The organism is Microcoleus sp. AR_TQ3_B6, assembly GCF_036702785.1.
Taxonomy (GTDB): Bacteria; Cyanobacteriota; Cyanobacteriia; order Cyanobacteriales; family Microcoleaceae; genus Microcoleus.
Window position 1 is genome coordinate 1 of the sequence record NZ_JAUBVJ010000093.1, and the last position, 17,497, is coordinate 17,497.

General features: G+C 43.2%; 14 protein-coding genes and 2 pseudogenes. 8 read left to right on the forward strand and 8 right to left on the reverse strand.

The annotated features are described in order from the left end of the window. Positions 1-269: 269 nt before the first annotated feature. A complete protein-coding gene (locus tag QUB56_RS37455) occupies positions 270-371 on the reverse strand; it encodes a type II toxin-antitoxin system RelE family toxin (protein ID WP_445243419.1) in 102 nt (33 codons plus the stop codon). Between the two features lie 194 nt (positions 372-565). Here QUB56_RS37455 and clpB point away from each other — a divergent pair, with 194 nt between their 5' ends. Continuing rightward, positions 566-3,181 (forward strand): ATP-dependent chaperone ClpB, encoded by a 2,616-nt coding sequence (clpB, locus tag QUB56_RS30240; RefSeq protein ID WP_332960047.1) that lies wholly within the window; start codon positions 566-568, stop codon positions 3,179-3,181. Positions 3,182-3,404: 223 nt separating this feature from the next. On the opposite strand, the pseudogene QUB56_RS30245 reads toward clpB, so the two are convergent. Continuing rightward, positions 3,405-3,869: pseudogene (locus tag QUB56_RS30245) on the reverse strand (IS5/IS1182 family transposase); the annotation flags it as partial. A gap of 89 nt (positions 3,870-3,958) precedes the next feature. Here QUB56_RS30245 and QUB56_RS30250 point away from each other — a divergent pair. Beyond that, positions 3,959-4,576 carry an IS607 family transposase gene (locus QUB56_RS30250; protein ID WP_332960048.1) on the forward strand — a complete coding sequence of 206 codons (618 nt, stop codon included), beginning with the start codon at positions 3,959-3,961 and terminating at the stop codon, positions 4,574-4,576. Then, on the forward strand, positions 4,551-5,657 hold the full coding sequence (locus tag QUB56_RS30255) for an RNA-guided endonuclease InsQ/TnpB family protein (RefSeq protein ID WP_445243420.1): 1,107 nt from the start codon (positions 4,551-4,553) through the stop codon (positions 5,655-5,657). The genes QUB56_RS30250 and QUB56_RS30255 overlap by 26 nt, the downstream gene beginning before the upstream one ends. Before the next feature lie 6 nt (positions 5,658-5,663). On the opposite strand, the pseudogene QUB56_RS30260 reads toward QUB56_RS30255, so the two are convergent. Beyond that, a pseudogene (locus QUB56_RS30260) lies at positions 5,664-5,820 on the reverse strand (IS5/IS1182 family transposase); the annotation flags it as partial. 107 nt (positions 5,821-5,927) lie between these two features. Here QUB56_RS30260 and QUB56_RS30265 point away from each other — a divergent pair. The 3 genes from QUB56_RS30265 (at position 5,928) to QUB56_RS30275 (ending at position 8,503) form a co-directional block, all read left to right on the forward strand. Continuing rightward, positions 5,928-6,455 (forward strand): SET domain-containing protein-lysine N-methyltransferase, encoded by a 528-nt coding sequence (locus QUB56_RS30265; RefSeq protein WP_332960049.1) that lies wholly within the window; start codon positions 5,928-5,930, stop codon positions 6,453-6,455. A 99-nt stretch (positions 6,456-6,554) separates the two neighbouring features. Then, positions 6,555-7,778 carry an LL-diaminopimelate aminotransferase gene (locus tag QUB56_RS30270; RefSeq protein ID WP_332960050.1) on the forward strand — a complete coding sequence of 408 codons (1,224 nt, stop codon included), beginning with the start codon at positions 6,555-6,557 and terminating at the stop codon, positions 7,776-7,778. A gap of 20 nt (positions 7,779-7,798) precedes the next feature. Further along, positions 7,799-8,503 (forward strand): 2OG-Fe(II) oxygenase family protein, encoded by a 705-nt coding sequence (locus tag QUB56_RS30275; RefSeq protein WP_332960051.1) that lies wholly within the window; start codon positions 7,799-7,801, stop codon positions 8,501-8,503. 128 nt (positions 8,504-8,631) lie between these two features. Here the strand turns inward: QUB56_RS30275 and QUB56_RS30280 are convergent, their stop codons facing one another. The 3 genes from QUB56_RS30280 to QUB56_RS30290 form a co-directional block, all read right to left on the reverse strand. Next, a complete protein-coding gene (locus tag QUB56_RS30280) occupies positions 8,632-8,826 on the reverse strand; it encodes a hypothetical protein (protein ID WP_332960052.1) in 195 nt (64 codons plus the stop codon). Between the two features lie 504 nt (positions 8,827-9,330). Next, positions 9,331-9,507 carry a ribbon-helix-helix domain-containing protein gene (locus tag QUB56_RS30285; protein WP_332960053.1) on the reverse strand — a complete coding sequence of 59 codons (177 nt, stop codon included), beginning with the start codon at positions 9,505-9,507 and terminating at the stop codon, positions 9,331-9,333. A 69-nt stretch (positions 9,508-9,576) separates the two neighbouring features. After that, positions 9,577-9,756 carry a ribbon-helix-helix domain-containing protein gene (locus QUB56_RS30290; RefSeq protein ID WP_332960054.1) on the reverse strand — a complete coding sequence of 60 codons (180 nt, stop codon included), beginning with the start codon at positions 9,754-9,756 and terminating at the stop codon, positions 9,577-9,579. 204 nt (positions 9,757-9,960) lie between these two features. Between QUB56_RS30290 and QUB56_RS30295 the strand changes: the two genes are divergently transcribed. Further along, positions 9,961-10,194, forward strand: a complete 234-nt coding sequence (locus tag QUB56_RS30295) for a hypothetical protein (RefSeq protein WP_332960055.1) — start codon at positions 9,961-9,963, stop codon at positions 10,192-10,194. Between the two features lie 83 nt (positions 10,195-10,277). On the opposite strand, the gene QUB56_RS30300 is transcribed toward QUB56_RS30295, so the two are convergent. Next, on the reverse strand, positions 10,278-10,553 hold the full coding sequence (locus tag QUB56_RS30300; protein ID WP_332960056.1) for a hypothetical protein: 276 nt from the start codon (positions 10,551-10,553) through the stop codon (positions 10,278-10,280). 565 nt (positions 10,554-11,118) lie between these two features. Here QUB56_RS30300 and QUB56_RS30305 point away from each other — a divergent pair. Then, positions 11,119-16,431, forward strand: a complete 5,313-nt coding sequence (locus QUB56_RS30305; protein WP_332960057.1) for an AAA family ATPase — start codon at positions 11,119-11,121, stop codon at positions 16,429-16,431. A 236-nt stretch (positions 16,432-16,667) separates the two neighbouring features. Here the strand turns inward: QUB56_RS30305 and QUB56_RS30310 are convergent, their stop codons facing one another. Further along, positions 16,668-17,300, reverse strand: a complete 633-nt coding sequence (locus tag QUB56_RS30310) for a hypothetical protein (protein ID WP_332960058.1) — start codon at positions 17,298-17,300, stop codon at positions 16,668-16,670. Positions 17,301-17,497: the final 197 nt, after the last annotated feature.

Here is a 17,497-nt window from a genome sequence, read left to right on the forward strand (position 1 = left end):
GTTGTATCGGAATGATTAAACCGCAGAGGGCACAGAGGACACAGAGAAAGAGAAGAGAGAGATAATAATTCCGATGTTAACGGATTTGATATAACTGAATCATGGAGATTTCCTCCAGGTGTTTAACAGTAAGCATCTTTTCGATGTTTGACGCAGTAGATTACCAAAACATCTTCCTCAAGTTAAAATAAAACTCGGTAATCTCCTACCCGCAGCCGATATTCTGGCCTATAGTTTGTTAAGCGTTTCACATCCCCCGTGAGGTTATTTTATATCAAGTCAATTTTAGTCAAAACTCGGCTTTGTACTTCCGCTGGCAAAGATTCTACATCTTCGATCGCTTTTGGCTTAAACTCAGCTTGGTAATTCATCAAAGTGCAACTTTGAGGCGCGACAGTTTCCTTTTGCGCGGTAGCGAGTGCGACACAGGACGGAAATACCTATCTCAAGATAGGGGAACACCGATCCGCCCCCCCCCTGCAACTCCCTACAATGACAATTGTATGAGCAGTCAAGCAATTGCCTCTACAGCAGTCATCATTTTTAATGCAGGGAATTAAAATTTATGCAACCGAATAATCCAAACCAATTTACCGAAAAAGCCTGGGAAGCCCTCGCCCGCACCCCCGAACTCGTCAAAGCAGCTCAGCAGCAGCAGCTAGAAAGCGAACACTTGATGAAAGCTTTGCTGGAACAAGAATCGGGACTCGCTAGCAGCTTGTTTAACAAAGCGGGAGTTTCTATAGCAAAATTGCGCGATCGCACTGATGAGTTTATCAACCGCCAGCCGAAAATCTCTGGCAGCGGTGGCAACGTTTATCTAGGTCGTTCTCTCGACACTTTGCTCGATCGCGCCGAAACTTATCGCAAAGAGTACGGCGATGAATTTATTTCGATCGAGCATTTGATACTAGGTTACGTTAAGGACGATCGCTTCGGCAAAAATCTACTACAAGAATTTAAACTATCTGAAGCCAAGCTCAAAGATATCATTACCCAAGTCCGGGGGAACAACAAAGTGACCGATCAAAATCCAGAAGGGAAATACGAAGCGCTGGAAAAATACGGCCGAGATTTGACAGAAGCGGCGCGTCAAGGCAAACTCGATCCAGTAATCGGACGGGATGACGAAATCCGTCGCACGATTCAAATTTTGAGCCGTCGCACCAAAAATAACCCGGTATTGATTGGGGAACCGGGAGTCGGAAAAACTGCGATCGCCGAAGGACTCGCCCAGCGAATTATCACCGGAGATGTCCCCCAATCTCTCAAAGACCGACAATTAATTAGCCTAGATATGGGCGCTTTAATTGCCGGGGCAAAATTCCGGGGAGAATTTGAAGAACGCTTGAAAGCGGTACTCAAAGAAGTGACCGACAGCAACGGCAAAGTCATCTTATTTATCGATGAAATTCACACCGTTGTCGGTGCTGGCGCAACTCAAGGCTCGATGGATGCCGGCAACTTACTTAAACCCATGTTAGCGAGGGGAGAATTGCGCTGTATCGGCGCTACAACTCTCGACGAATACCGCAAGTACCTCGAAAAAGATGCGGCACTGGAACGCCGCTTCCAGCAAGTTTATGTGGATCAACCGACCGTTGAAGATACTGTCTCGATTTTGCGGGGCTTGAAAGAACGGTACGAAGTTCACCACGGCGTGAAAATTTCTGACAGCGCCCTAGTGGCGGCGGCTACTTTGTCTACTCGATATATTAGCGATCGCTTCCTTCCAGACAAAGCCATTGACTTAGTGGACGAAGCCGCCGCTAAACTCAAAATGGAAATTACTTCCAAGCCGGAAGAACTAGACGAAATCGACCGCAGGATTTTGCAGCTAGAAATGGAAAGACTGTCGCTGCAAAAAGAAAGTAACTCTGCTTCGATCGAACGCCTGGAAAGACTGGAAAAAGACTTAGCCAACCTCAAGGAACAGCAAAGCGCTTTGAATGCCCAGTGGCAATCTGAAAAAGGTGTCATTGGCAGCATTCAAAAGATTAAAGAACAGATTGATAAGGTGAATATTGAAATTCAACAAGCTGAATTAAAATATGACCTGAACCGCGCTGCTGAATTGAAATATAGCAAGTTAACCGAATTGCAAAAACAACTGGAACAAGCTGAATCTCAACTGTCAGCAACTCAAACCACAGGTCAAACTCTGCTGCGGGAAGAAGTTACAGAAGGTGACATTGCCGAGATTATTTCTAAGTGGACGGGAATTCCGATCAGCAAGTTAGTTGAATCGGAAATGCAGAAACTTCTGCACTTGGAAGATGAACTGCACAAGCGGGTAATCGGACAGGATGAAGCTGTGACGGCCGTTGCAGATGCAATTCAGCGATCGCGCGCAGGTTTAGCCGATCCCAATCGTCCGGTTGCGAGTTTTATCTTCCTCGGCCCCACGGGTGTTGGCAAAACCGAGTTGGCGAAAGCTTTAGCGGCTTATCTGTTCGACACGGAAGAAGCGATCGTGCGAATTGATATGTCGGAATACATGGAAAAACACGCGGTTTCGCGGTTGATTGGTGCGCCTCCGGGATACGTCGGCTACGATGAAGGCGGACAATTAACTGAGGCTGTGCGCCGCCGTCCTTACTCAGTGATTCTATTCGATGAAATCGAGAAAGCGCATCCGGATGTATTCAACATCATGCTGCAAATTCTGGATGACGGCCGCGTTACTGATGCTCAAGGTCATACAGTAGACTTTAAGAATTCTGTGATTATTATGACCTCGAATGTCGGCTCTCAATACATCTTAGATGTGGCGGGAGATAACGAACAAATGCGCATTCGGGTGATGGAAGCAATGCGGGGAACTTTCCGCCCGGAATTCCTCAACCGGATTGATGAGATGATTATCTTCCACGGTTTGAGTAAGACTGAACTGCGGCAAATCGTGCAGTTGCAAGTCAAGCGCTTGGAAAAACGGTTGGCTGAACGCAAGATGTCTCTGAAGCTGTCGGAATCTGCGATCGACTTTTTAGCAGAAATTGGTTACGATCCGGTTTACGGTGCGCGGCCTTTGAAGCGCGGAATTCAGCGGGAGTTGGAAACGCAAATGGCGAAGGGTATTTTGCGGGGAGATTTTGCTGACGGCGAGACGATTTTTGTGGATATTGAGAATGAAAGGTTGGCGTTTAAGCGGCTGCCTGCTGGGTTGGTGATTGCTAAATAATAAATAGGGGTAGGGTGGGAACAGGTCCACCCTAATTTTTTTGAGGGGTGATGGTTCTTTTTTTTACCGCAGATGTGGGGGGATGGACGCGGATGGACGCGGATGGGATTGCGGGGGATGGTTCTTAGCCCTCTTTTGTCACTTTAGGCACAGGAAAAGTAACAATAAGAGTTATCGAAGTTCTTAAAAATTGAACGAGTCATACCAGTTTCCGATGAAGATGGATAACCTCTACTCGGGCTTGGAGCATCAGCCAAATTGACAAGGCAAATTTGTCGCCGTCATAGCCCGCATCCACCCACATCACCTCAACCTGCGCGAGTACCTCTGGATGTTCTTCCAACAATTCCATCACTACGTAAGCAGCCACCACCCGTTCTCCTGGATTCGCCTCCGCGACGATGACTTTCAGTAGCAATCCGAGACTATCGACGAGGGTTGGCCGCTTGCGCCCCTTGACCCGTTTGCCCCATAGAAGTCATAAACTTCCCCGTTTTTTCAGTGGTTTTGACCGATTGTGTGTGTGTGCTAAAGTGGATGTCGGTTGAGTCGATTTCCCGACCTGTTGGCGTACCTGGTCTTGCAAGGTGTGATTCATCTGCTCCCAGATGCCCCGCCCCTGCCATTTGCGGTAATAGCTGTAAACCGTCGAAGCCGGCGGAAAATCACGTGGCAACCACTGCCACTGCTGCGACCAAGTAAAATACTTTTTGTAAATTCCCGGAATAACCTGGTAAAAGAACATAGCATAGGAGATGCAAGCCAAAACCAACCAGCATGACTCGGTATGTCACCCCCAGAGAAGCCTGCAAACTCCTCTCGGTTTCCGAAAAAACCCTTAGAAACTGGGACGAAGCGGGAAAAATCAAGACAATCAGGACTCCTAGCAACCAGCGGCGTTACGACATTGACTCAGTGTTCAGTAACGGGTTCGATTCAAGAATCACCGCCCTCTACTGCCGAGTTAGCAGCGCCAAACAAAAAGAAGACCTCAATCGACAAATCAGCTACCTCCAAGGAATCTACCCGCAAGGGCAAGTCTTCAAAGATATCGGAGGGGGACTCAATTTTAAAAGAAAAAGTCTTCTTGCCCTTTTGGGACAAGTCCTGTCAGGAGACATCAGCCAAATTGTGGTCTGCCACCAAGACCGACTCGCAAGGTTTGGTTGTGACCTCATCAAATGGATCTGCGAACAAAACGATTGCAAACTCGTGGTTCTCAGTCGAACAGAGCTATCTCCAGAAAGAGAAATGGTTGAAGATATCCTTGCCATCATCCACGTATTCAGTTGCCGATTGTACGGACTCCGAAAGTACAAATCTACTATCAAAGAAGATCCGAGTTTACCCGGAAACGAAATTAGCAGCGATTTGGAGAACTTGGATAGCTGCTAGTCGCTGGTGTTACAACCAAGCAATTGCTATCTTAAAAACCCAGAAAATTGGAAAATACGCTCTGCGGAAGCAGATTATGGATGGCGCACCGGAGTGGGTAAAACAACAGCCTTACAATCCCAGGCAGTTAGCAGTATTTCAAGCATTTGAAGCCCATAAAGTTGCGAAAAAATCGGGAGGTTCGGCTAAGTTCAGAACATTCCGAGATACCTCTCAAACCATCAGGTTTCAGACCGACAACTGGAAATCAAGCACGTTTTATCCTCAAGGGACCAAAGGCTTAAGTTTTAAGTCAGCAGAACCAATTTTGGAGATCATGCAACATGAGCCAAGTCTTAGTCTGATTAACGGTCAGTGGTTCATCAGTTATGCAGTTGACGAGCCTAAACCTGCCGTCATCGACTCAAGATTGGCTGTGGCAGTCGACCCCGGTGTAAGAACTTTTATGACGGGTTTCGACGGGCAAGAAATACTAGAGATAGGCAAGTACGATCTTGGCAGAATCTACCGTCTTGCTAGGCACCTAGATCAAATAATGAGTCGAATCGGCTGTAGCAAAGGGAGAAATTTTAAACGATTTCGCTATCGCTTGAGAAAAGCTGCATCTCAAATTAGAATCAAAATTAAAAATTGGGTTTCTGAGTTGCACAAAAAAACGGCGAAATATCTGTGTGACAAATACAAGGTAATCTTTTTGCCGACTTTTGAGACTCAGCAAATGGTCAAGAAAGGTAAACGCCGTTTGACCACGAAAACTGCTAGAGCAATGGTGACTCTGAGTCACTATAAATTCAAACAAACGTTGAAGCATCAAGCAGCTAAACAGGGCTGTGTTGTAGTAGACGTAACCGAAGAGTACACATCTAAGACCTGTTCCAAGTGTGGTCATATTCATACAAAATTAGGAGGCAGCAAGCATTTTGCTTGCCCCTCCTGTGGTCACAAACTAGACCGGGATGTAAATGGCGCTTTTAACATTTTGTTGAAAGCTTTGAGAGATACCTCTTTGACTGGAATTCTTACTGATTTCCAAGTCTTACCATACTCAGTAATCTCGGACTTCCGGGATTTGCCGGGTTAAATGTATCTGATACCCTGTTTTGAGGTGATAGTAGATCGCATTACAACCCTCGCGCATATTCGTTGTCTGAGGATGTCCACCCAATGAGAGCTGGGGGAATCAACGGTTCAAGAATTGCCCTTTCTGCATCATTGAGGTCTGTTAGATAAGGCTTCCGAGCCATAGGAGAGTCGCCCAGGTTGCTGCCAAGAGCGATCGCCCTAACTACACCCTTTGTAGTTACCAAGTTTTCTGAAAAATTAACCATGAACTCAACAATATATTGATCGAATGGAAAAGTTTAAGCAGGAGTTGGAGAAAACGCTGGAGGATTTGAATTCTCCGAATAATGTAGAATGCTTTACCGAAATCAGGCAGTGTCCGACAACTGGGAGCAAATCTCTACACGCTACTGTTGAGTTTAGTTCTCAACAAATTATCAGTAAGTTTGGGCCCAAAGAAGTTCACGAGCGACCCAACTATTTAACCCTTCAAATCAGCGATAGCCAGCATATTATAGTCTACCCTGAGCCTCTGCAATATATAAATCACAGTTGCAATCCTAATATTTTTTTTGATACAAAACAGAGCGTAGTGATAGCCATACGAAAAATAGAGATTGGAGAAGAGTTAACGTTTTTTTATCCATCAACAGAATGGTCTATGGCTCAAGGATTTGATTGTATTTGTCAAAGCAAAGATTGCCTGGGGCAGATTCAAGGGGCCATCCACTTACCCATAAATATTGCGAGAAAATATAAACTGTCGCAGCATATACAGCAAAAGCTAGGAATTGAGTCGAGGATAAACCATCTATAGCTAATTCCTTGTCATGAGGGCGATGCAACCCTCACAAAGAAATGCTAGTAAGAGGATGTCCACTCACCTGTTACTAATTCCCACCACTAGACAGCTTAAATGGCTACCAAAAATTTAGCTCTCAGTCAGCTAAGCGGAGAGAAAACTTATACAGAAATCGTTTTTAAACAAGTGTGGGGTAAGGTGGAAGCCTATCAATCCGCTCATCCCCAACAAAAAATTTTTCTGATGGCCTTTGGCGACACCACTCAGCCTTTGCCACCCACAGTGGTGCGAGCTTTGGTAGATGCAGCAAATCGCTTGGGCGATCGGGAAGCCTATACCGGATATGAAGACGTTACCGGAAACCCAGAACTGAGACAAGCAATTTGCACCAACTATTACCAGAAAAAACTGAGTATTGAACTCGAACCGTCCGAAGTTTTTATCAGCGATGGCGCGCAATCAGCTTTGGTCAACATTCAAGAACTGTTTGATCTAGATAATAGAGTGGCGGTACAAAACCCCACTTATCCTTCTTTTGTGGAGGGAACTTTACTGGCAGGTCGTCCATTGATAAACTTGCCCTGTCATGAAAACAATAATTTTGTGCCAAAGCTGCCATCCGAAAAAGTAGATCTGATTTATTTATGCTTTCCCAATAATCCCACTGGCGTGGTCGCTACCCGCAAACAACTCCAAGCTTTTGTAGACTATGCAAGAAGCCATCAAGCCGTAATTATTTTTGATGCCGTTTATAGCGAGTTTATCACCCTCCCAAACATACCCCGGAGTATTTATGAGGTCGAAGGGGCTAAAGAATGTGCAATTGAAATTGGCAGTTTTTCCAAAATGGCAAATTTTACAGGCTTGAGGGTGGGTTGGTGCATCATCCCTGATGCCCTTACTATTAAAGGCACTGTGCCCGGAGAATTAAATCACCTGTGGGGAATTAGACACTCTATTAAATTCTGGGGTACTGCCAATGTTGCCCAGCACGGAGCGATCGCGGTCTTATCTGAACTAGGGCAATCAGAATGTCAGAAAGTCGTCAGTTATTACCTGCAAAATGCTGGCTTGCTCCGGGAAGGTTTGGAAGCGACGGGGCTAAAATGCTTTGGTGGTATCAATAGTCCTTTTGTTTGGGTGAAGGCACCTCAAGGATTATCATCTTGGCAGTTTTTTGATAAAATGTTGCAATTTTCGGGTATTGTGGGTGTTCCCGGTTGCGTGTTTGGTTCAAGTGGCGAAGGATTCTTGCGTTTGAGCGCTCTGGGTCAGCGTGAGGACATTAATATTGCCATAGAAAATTTGCGATGTATCCCTTTAAAATATGAAAAATAACAAAACTTAGGTGTTGAATTATGACGATAATTAAACTTGATAAATATCCGGTAATTGATGATTTGAATCAACCAGAAGCAAATCTGATAGAGCATGTCAGAGAATCTCTAAGTCAGTTTGGTTTTTTCTATATTAAGGATACCATTCAAGCCAGAGTCTGGATAGATAAAGAACTCAAAAATCTCAAAGATTCGGTTGATGTCTATTACGGAGAAGATGCCTACACGGGGGAAGGGTCTGTTTTTCATGGAACTTATAGCAGACTTGACAATCCCAAAAATATTAATATCAATCACTACTTTGAATTGATTTCCCATTTACTGGGTATTATTTCTTGTGCTTTGGGATACCCGAAAGAATTTTTACAAGAAGTTTCTCAACAAGAAAACTATGGATTGTATATTTATGACCGCGAAGAAGAGTATATGGATTATATCAAAAAAGCTGATTCCCAAGAGATTTCGATTGCACCTCATAAGGATAGATCCTTAATTACACTTATAATTTCAATTGAAGGATTTGAAGGATATAGCCAGGAGTATGGCTGGTTTTTAATTCCAGATATTGAAGGTTACCTGATAGTCCAGGTAGGCACACTTTTGCAGAAGATAACGAAGAACAAATTCAAAGCAAATATCCATCGGGTTCGAGGATTTGATTCCTCAAAAGCATTATTTTGGAGTAATTTAGAGGCGGTTTCAACCACCGCCCTTATCTGTCCATAGCTGTTGAATCTTTTAGGTTGTGCCAAGTGTTGCTTTAGTAGTTGTAAAGCCTCCGGCGTAATTTTCGAGACTTTCCCAGGTGCTTTTTTCACGCTCTTGAGGGCTTCTAGTCCACCTTGTTTATATCGCTATCGCCAGCGATAGATCGTGGATTCGTCACGTTGTATCCGCTGCGCCAACTGAGACCTTGTACTCACCGCTCCAGTTTTAATCGAGTAGAGCATTTGCAGCCTTTCTTTCGCATGAGCCGTGACGGCTGGTCTGAGCCGATGTTGCTGTTGTTCTGTTGTCTCTGTGACTACCACTCTCAAGTGATTTGCCATTGCTACACCTATCCTTTGCCTCCTTCAATTTAGTGCATCTTCATCGGAAACTGGTATGAGCACGTTAAATCTGACAAAATATTCAGCCTATAATCATTACTATTGTCCCGATTCATTCGTGTTTTTAATGGACTCTTATCAACGCGGGCCATTCAACAGACATCTACTTTTAACCTTTATTAACAAGTTAGACTTAGACCCTAACTTGATTTTAAATCACCCTAACCTTCCCTCAGTCCTGTCTTATGGTACTATGGGTGCTTAAAAACTGTCCGAACTATTGTTTTAAGATAATCAAGTTTTTGTTCGAGTTTTTCACTAAGGAACATAAATTTGATTTACCGAAAATTCATCTGTACACTTATACAGATATACAGAGAAAATTATTTAGGATTGCTATATAAGTTTGACTGTGGGTATTGGTTGACGAGGCTCTACCATAACATCTGTCTCACTTATAACGTTTGTCGTCAACTATACTCCTACAAGAGTGATAAAAGAGGGTTAAGGGCGATCGCTTTCTGATTTATCTTTTTTCAGCTCTTGGCGTTCTCTGACTGCTTTAGCTGCCAGATGGGAAAGCAGGTTTGCGATGGTTCTATCTTCTTCTTGGGCCCAAGAGGACAAGGCTTGGTGAACGTCTTCTGGCAGTGTTACTGTGACTGGCATACGTGAAGGCATTGGCCGGCATGGTTTTTCTTCAATTGTCTTAAATTTTACACTGCAAACCCTTTCAGTATGGCGCCGTCTTCAACTCGGGCGATCGCTCCGGGATTGGTCCTTTTTCTGCTCTTGGCGCTCTCTAACAGATTTCGTCAGCAGGTAGGTTGTCAAACTGCTGACGGATCTGCTTTCTTCTTCTGCCCATTCTTCCAGAGCTTTTTGAATCTCCTCTGGCAAGTATGCGGTAACTCGTCCCCGTGAAGCCATTCGTTGCACTGCAAAACATCTCAACATAGTCCATCTTACGCTGTTTTGAGTTAAGACCGATAAAAGTATTTCGTTTTAAGTCAATTTATATTATTGTACGTCATTGTGTGTTATAATGCTACCTGTAAACAGTCAAAAGCCAGCCCCTTACTGTCGAAGGTTCCGGGCTGGCTCTGGCTCCAACATTCAATGGAGACGAATTCTATGATTACATATAAACAACGCTTGTGTTGTTGGGCGATCGCCCGTTTGTTACCCACTCAGCAATGGATTATTGTTGCCCGCTTCCGCAGTCGTTCTGATGCAGACGGGCATTTTCAGTTTCTGCGACAAACTATACCTCAGGTTAAGTTTGAGGTTGTCTTCGATTTAAGCGGGGACAGCAACCGTTTATCCGCCTTGGGCCGCTCTGCCAATTCCCTTGCCAGCGCGTTATAAATGGTAATTTTGCGGCTGTTTTGAGTTGATTCAATTTGGGCGATCGCACTTTTTTTGATAAGTGCGATCGCTCCTAATTCGGGTCATAGCAATTCTGACAATTCTTGTTTGAGTTGTTCGAGCGAAATTCCACCTTCTGTTTTCACTCTTGCCCTCGCTTCTTGTAACATAGCGATAAAATTAGGATTCAAGCTGAGGCTGACTGTTTCCATATCAGCATCTCGAATCGGCACCAACACTGTCGCAAGTTCACCGTCAACGGTAAGAATGATTACCAATAAACTAGGTTTATTGCCGATCGCCAACTGGTAGGATGCCGTAAATAGGTCGATCGCACGCCTGTCGCGGGCTGCCCCCAAAAAGGTTACATTGTATTTACTGCTTTGGGACCAAACACCAAGATTAGCAAGCAGAACAACGCTTTTACTCTCAGTATTGGCGTATTAACATTACTCCATCAGGGCGTTATGTATTGTCGGTTCCCCAAAGTTACCAGTTTCGTCTCCGCGCCGATGGCTCGAGGTGGGATAATCGCCCTCGCGGGTTCAATAACCTCTACTTAACAGGCGATTCGATCGATAATAGTTTCAATTCTGGGTGTATCGAAGCGACTACGATGGCAGGAATGCAAGGCCAGGGCAATTCTGCAACAGCAGTGCAGCCAGGAATATCATCGCCAGCAAATTATTGGCCAGAATGATGCTCGACCTAAACCTCAATCGCTTAACTTCGCGATCGCGGAGGGAGATTAGGCAAAGAAGATAGAGTAAAATCCATGCCGCAGGGGAAAAGTATTCAGATATAGGGCAGTATCTTGCCTGCGATAGTTCCCCATTAAACTTTTTAAGGCAAGAGTTTTGGGAGTATTTTCATCTTAGCAGTTTGGAAATACTCCCCTTACACCTTACTCAAAAAAAATCAAAAATGATTAACATTGACGGCTACCAGCTTCTCACTCAAATTTACGACAGTATCAACTCCACGGTTTATCGGGCTTTGCGACAACACGATAACCAACCCGTTATCCTCAAATTCCTCAAAGAAGACTATCCTACACCTTCAGAACTGGTTCGCTATAAACAAGAATATGAAATTACTCGCAATTTGAATCTCGATGGGGTGATTAAGGCTTATGGATTAAAACCCTATCAGCGGACTTTAGTCATTATCCTTGAGGATTTTGGCGCCTCATCTTTAAAACAGTTGATGAATGAGCGTAGGGAAGCAGGCACGCAGGCATTCCCCCTACTGAAATTTCTTAGCATTGCTATTAAAACGGCTGAGATTTTAGGCAGTATTCATGCAGAAAATATTGTCCATAAAGATATTAACCCCACGAATATTATTTTCAACCCAGAAACCGGGCAACTCAAAATTATAGACTTTGGTATTTCTACTCAATTCACCCGCGAAAATCCTACCGTAAAAAACCCTAACGTCTTAGAAGGTACTTTAGCTTATATTTCACCTGAACAAACAGGAAGAATGAATCGTTCTCTAGATTACCGTACCGACTTTTACTCTCTCGGTGCCACTTTTTATGAGTTGCTGACAGGAAAACTGCCTTTTGAAACAAATGATGCCCTGGAGTTAGTGCATTGTCATATTGCTAAAGTGCCAATTTCTCCTCATCAAATTAATCCAGAAATTCCCCCTGCCCTGTCAGATATTGTAATGAAGCTGATGGCAAAAACCGCTGAGGAGCGATACCAAAGCGGTTGCGGAATCAAAAATGATTTAGCAGAATGTTTGCATCAGTTACAAACCACAGGAAATATATCTGATTTCTCTTTAGGGGCTCAAGACATTTCCGACCAGTTTCAAATTCCCCAAAAGCTCTACGGGCGCGAGGCGGAAGTTGAAGCCTTACTGACAGCTTTTGAGCGAGTAGCGGACAATTCCCAATCCCAAATAGAAATGATGTTGGTAGGGGGTTATTCTGGCATTGGGAAATCATCCCTAGTAGCCGAAATTCACAAACCAAATACCCGACTGCGCGGCTATTTTACGGCGGGCAAATTTGACCAATTTCAAAAAAGTATTCCTTACTCGGCTGTTGTCACAGCCTTTAAGGGCTTGGTGCGGCAACTATTAACTGAAAGTGAAGCAAAACTTGAACAATGGCGCCAAAAACTTAGAGGTGCTTTTGGTGTTAATGGTCAGGTGATTATTGATGTAATTCCCGAAGTAGAACTGATTGTCGGCGCACAGCCAGCCGTGCCAGAATTAGGGGCAAGCGATTCGCAAAATCGGTTTAATATTGTCTTCAGTAACTTCATCCGAGCCTTTTGTACAAAAGAGCATCCCTTAGTCATATTTCTCGATGATTTACAGTGGGCAGACTCCGCGACACTCAACTTAATTGAACTGATGATGACAGATGCAGATATGCAATATCTGTTTTTAATTGGAGCTTATCGGGATAATGAAGTTAGCCCAAGGCACCCCTTGATGATGACGCTGGATGGATTGCTAAAAGATGGAGCTACTATCAATTATATTACCTTAGCACCTTTAGAACTAGAAAATATTAGCCAACTGATTGCCGATACATTATATAGCGACACTGATTCGGTAAAACCCTTGGCAGAATTGGTAATGAGGAAAACAGGTGGTAATCCATTCTTTGTCAATCAGTTTCTCCAAACCCTGTACGCGGAAAACCTGATAATTTTTGATTTCCCGGAGCATAGTTGGCAGTGGACTATTGACAAAATTGAGGCACAAAATATTACCGATAATGTGGTAGAATTGATGATAGGCAAGTTAAAGAAACTGCCGGCGCTCACACAGCAGGTTTTACGTTTAGCATCTTGTATAGGTGCTTCTTTTTACTTAAACACTCTTGCGATCGTTAGTGAAAAACCGAAAGAGGTAATTTTTTCTGACTTAGTTGTGGCCGTTCAGACCGGATTCATCTTGCTCACCTCAGAGTTAGATGAAAACCTATTAATTCAAGATTATAAATTTCTGCATGACCGCGTACAACAAGCGGCTTATGCTCTGATTGATGACAATCAGAAAAAAGCGGTTCATCTTCAAATTGGGCGGCTGTTGCTAGCGAATGTATCTGCTGAGCAACTACCGGAAAAAATATTTGAAATAGTCGATCATTTAAACTTAGCTTGGGAATTGATAACTGATGAATCGGAACGGGTGGAATTAGCACGATTGAACTTGGAAGCGGGGAGAAAAGCCAAAGCTTCAACGGCTTATGCCGCTGCTTTAGAGCAATATTTTACTACGGGAATAGAGATGTTGCCGGGAGATGCTTGGCAAGAGCATTATGATTTGACCTTTAGTTTATATCGACAACGGTCTGAATGTGAATATTTCTGCGGTAACTTTGAAAAGGCAGAAGAGTTATTTGATTTGATATTAACTCAGGCTCACTCTAATTTAGAACGAGCCGAAATTCAGAATATGCGCGTAATTTTTTATGATAATACAGGCAAATATTTAGAAGCTATACAAATAGCTTCAGACACCTTAAAAACTTTGGGAGTCAGTTTGCCGATCAGTAATAAAGCAGAAATTTGGTCAGAATTGGAATTAGAGTTACAGTTATACAGAGTTAGTCTCGAAAGAATCAAGATAGCCGAGCTAATTGATGCACCAAAGATGATTAACTCAGAAATAATAGCCTGTATGAAGCTTTTAGAAAATCTTACTGGACCTACTTATTTTACTAACCAAGACTTGTGTGCTTTGGGCTCACTCAAAATGGTCAATCTTTCTATTGCACACGGCAACTCCGAGCACTCGGCTCATGCTTATACTTACTGGGGAGCTATGGGAGCTCCAAGATTAGTTGATTATAAGGTTGGTTACGAATGGGGTCAATTAGGCATGAAGCTGGCCGAGCAGTTTAATAATGCTAGTTTATCTTGCAAAGTTCTCGATATATTCGGTGGTCATATTAATCCCTGGCGAAGCCATCTTAAAAAAGGTATTTCTATTCTTAGAAAGGGCTACCAAATAGGTGTAGAATTTAGAGATATTTGGGCGGCTTATACTTCTTACCATTTGGTGGTTCAAAGAATTATAGCTGGGGAAAACTTTGACAGTATTCTTGATGAGTCTAACAAATATCTTGAGTTTAACAAGCAAATCAAAAATTCTGCTTTGGTTGGGAGTCAGCAATTATATCAGTATTTTATCTTAAATTTACAGGGATTAACCCTGGACAAATTTTCTTTTAGCGATGAGGATTTTGATGAATATCAGTGCCTCCAAATGTGGGAAGAAAAAAATTTTATGACGGGAATAGTGCCGTATAACCTATTTAAAACACAAATCTTCTTCCTATATGGAGATTATAAAAATGCTCTGACAACCGCCAAAAAAAGCGATGAAATTCTCGTTTTTATTACAGGTATACCCAGTCAAGCCGACCATTATATGTACTATTCTTTAATTTTAACAGCTCTTTACCCAACTGCTACCAACTCGCAACAGCAGGAATATGAGGAAATTTTAAAAGTCAATCAACACAAGATGAAAATTTGGGCAGATAACTGTCCTGAAAACTTTTTGCACAAATACCTGTTGGTGGAGGCAGAAATTGCGCGTATTTCTGGTCAAGAAATAGAAGCACTAGATTTGTACGATCGCGCCATTGCTTCAGCTCATGAAAATGAGTATATTCAGAATGAAGCTTTAGGCAATGAACTAGCAGCCAAATTCTGGTTAGGGAAAGGCAAAGAGGAATTTGCCAAACTTTATATGAAACAAGCGCATTATGGCTACCAACTTTGGGGGGCTAAGCGTAAAGTAGAGGATTTGGAGCAGAAATATCCGCAGTTGCTACCCAAGGTATCTGCCCAGAAACAAATTGATTTGCAGACTACTGCTATTGACACAGCTTATTCAACAACGGGAGGAAATTTTCATATAGACTTGTCCACAGTTATCAAAGCTTCCCAAGTTCTTGCTGGTGCAATTATCCTTGACCAATTATTAGCAAAATCAATGAAGATTTTGCTGGAGAATGGAGGCGCACAAACAGGTTTACTGATTTTATCAAATAATGGCAAGTTAACTATTGAAGCGACTGGTCAATTCGATCCACCCAAGGTGGAAGTTTTGCAATCTATTGCTGTTGAAGCCGGCGACGATATGCCAGTGGGGATGTTTAAATATGTCGAAAGAACTCTGGAAGATATAGTGCTATCAGAGGCTACGAAAGAAGGTGTATTTATTAGCGAACCTTATGTTGTGAAAAATCAGCCTAAGTCTGTTTTATGTGCTCCTATTATCAATCAAGGCAAATTGCTCGGCCTTCTGTATCTAGAAAATAATTTGACTGCTGGGGCATTTACGATCGAGCGTTTAGAAGTCCTTAAAGTTCTATCCTTCCAAGCCGCTATTTCCATTGAAAATGCCTTGCTGTATCGCACTTTAGAAGATAAAGTCCAAGAACGCACAGCTCAACTAGCTCAAGCTAATCAAGAAATTAGCACTCTCAATGAACTGCTCAAAAAAGACAATCTGCGAATGAGTGCGGAACTCGATATTGTCAAACAACTGCAACAAATGGTGTTGCCAAAACAGTCAGAACTAGAAGCAATTGAAGGCTTAGAAATAGCTGGATTTATGGAACCAGCCGATGAAGTTGGCGGCGATTACTACGACGTATTGCAACAGGATGGTCAAGTCAAGATTAGCATTGGCGATGTCACGGGACACGGTTTAGAAAGCGGCGTGTTGATGATTATGGCACAAACCGCTGTCAGGACGCTTCAAAAAATTAACGAAACCGATCCAGTGAAGTTTTTGGATGTCCTCAACCAGACTCTGTATGATAATCTCCAGCGCATGGACTCCCCTAGAAATATGTCTCTAGCTATCTTAGACTATGCCGGAGGTGTCCTGAAATTAAGCGGACAACATGAGGAAATGATTGTGGTGCGCGCTGATGGAAAATTGGAGTGCATAGACACTATGGATTTAGGCTTTCCCATTGGCTTAGAAGCAGAGATTGGCGACTTTATAGCTCAAGAAGAAGTGCTGTTAAACCCAGGAGATGTGGTGGTGCTTTATACTGATGGAATTCCTGAAGCTTTCAATCTTAATAAAGCGCAGTACGGATTAAAGAGGTTGTGGCAAGTGGTGGTTGAAAATCGTCAGCGCTCTGCCCTAGAAATTCGGGAAGCTGTGATTGATGATGTGCGGCAGTATATTGGTGCTATGAAGGTTTTGGATGATATTACTTTGGTGGTAATTAAACAAAAGTGAGGTTTTTTTTTAAATAGTTCATTCTCTCTATTTTTACGAGGGATATTTAGGGGTAAAGGTGATGACAAAATCCACTTCTGTTAGTTGTATTTATCTCTGGGGATTTACAGTAAATTCGGGTTTATTACCCCTCTATCGGCGGTTTAAACCGCTACTATGGCAGTTACGCAGGCACGCTAAATGTAGCGTGCCTGCGTAACTCCTGCTAATTCAATTCCGCACCATCACAGACTTAATTACAGCATTCGGCTGATACTTATTAGTCTGAAAAAATCCCCCTTGACCAGCGCCATAAACTCCCGCAAATTGTTTCCCTTCAGCTTTGGAAACATAATTTTTTTAGTGGGTTGGTTGGCAAATACAAGCCCTTCTCTCGATTCATTCTCAACATTGTAATATAAAGTAGCCTTTCCGTAAATTGCCTCGGCTTGTTTCAGAGTCATTCCCGGCCCGACGCCCTGAACTGTTTTATAATTAGAATTCTCAGTCATCAAAAGTTGAATAACATCGGTATCTTTCAGCTTTGTACCCGCAGCGTAGATAATCCGATATTGCACTTTTCCCGATCGACTAATCGCCACAGCATCAAAGTCTACCATAAAAGGAGACTCTACCTTAAACTGCGCCGTGAAACCCAGAGCTTTTTTCAATTCTCCGAAAGTCATCCCCACCTTCGCCGCTCCAATTGTGCGATCGGAAATTGTTAAACTTGCAGCAGGTGTTTTTTGAGCAGCATTGGCAACTTCTCCCAGGGGATTTGTACCCCCAGGCGCAACAGCGGAACCGGGAGGCGAAATAAAAGTGAGGTAACTGCCGATCGCCAGCAAAGCAGCTATCATTGATCCAGACAAAACTTTAACATTCAACATGACTAATTCTCCTAGATTTCAAATGCGACTCTCTACGCGCATCTTTTGGACTATCCTGGGTATCACTTTGCTAGTTTGGATTCTCAGAGGCGTTGGCCTCTTGACATTCATTCCCGGTGCTGTTATTTGGATACTGATTTTGCTTTCTTTTGTTTCGGGTATCCTCAGCACTTTACTTCGCCAGTGAGCGGGCTGCC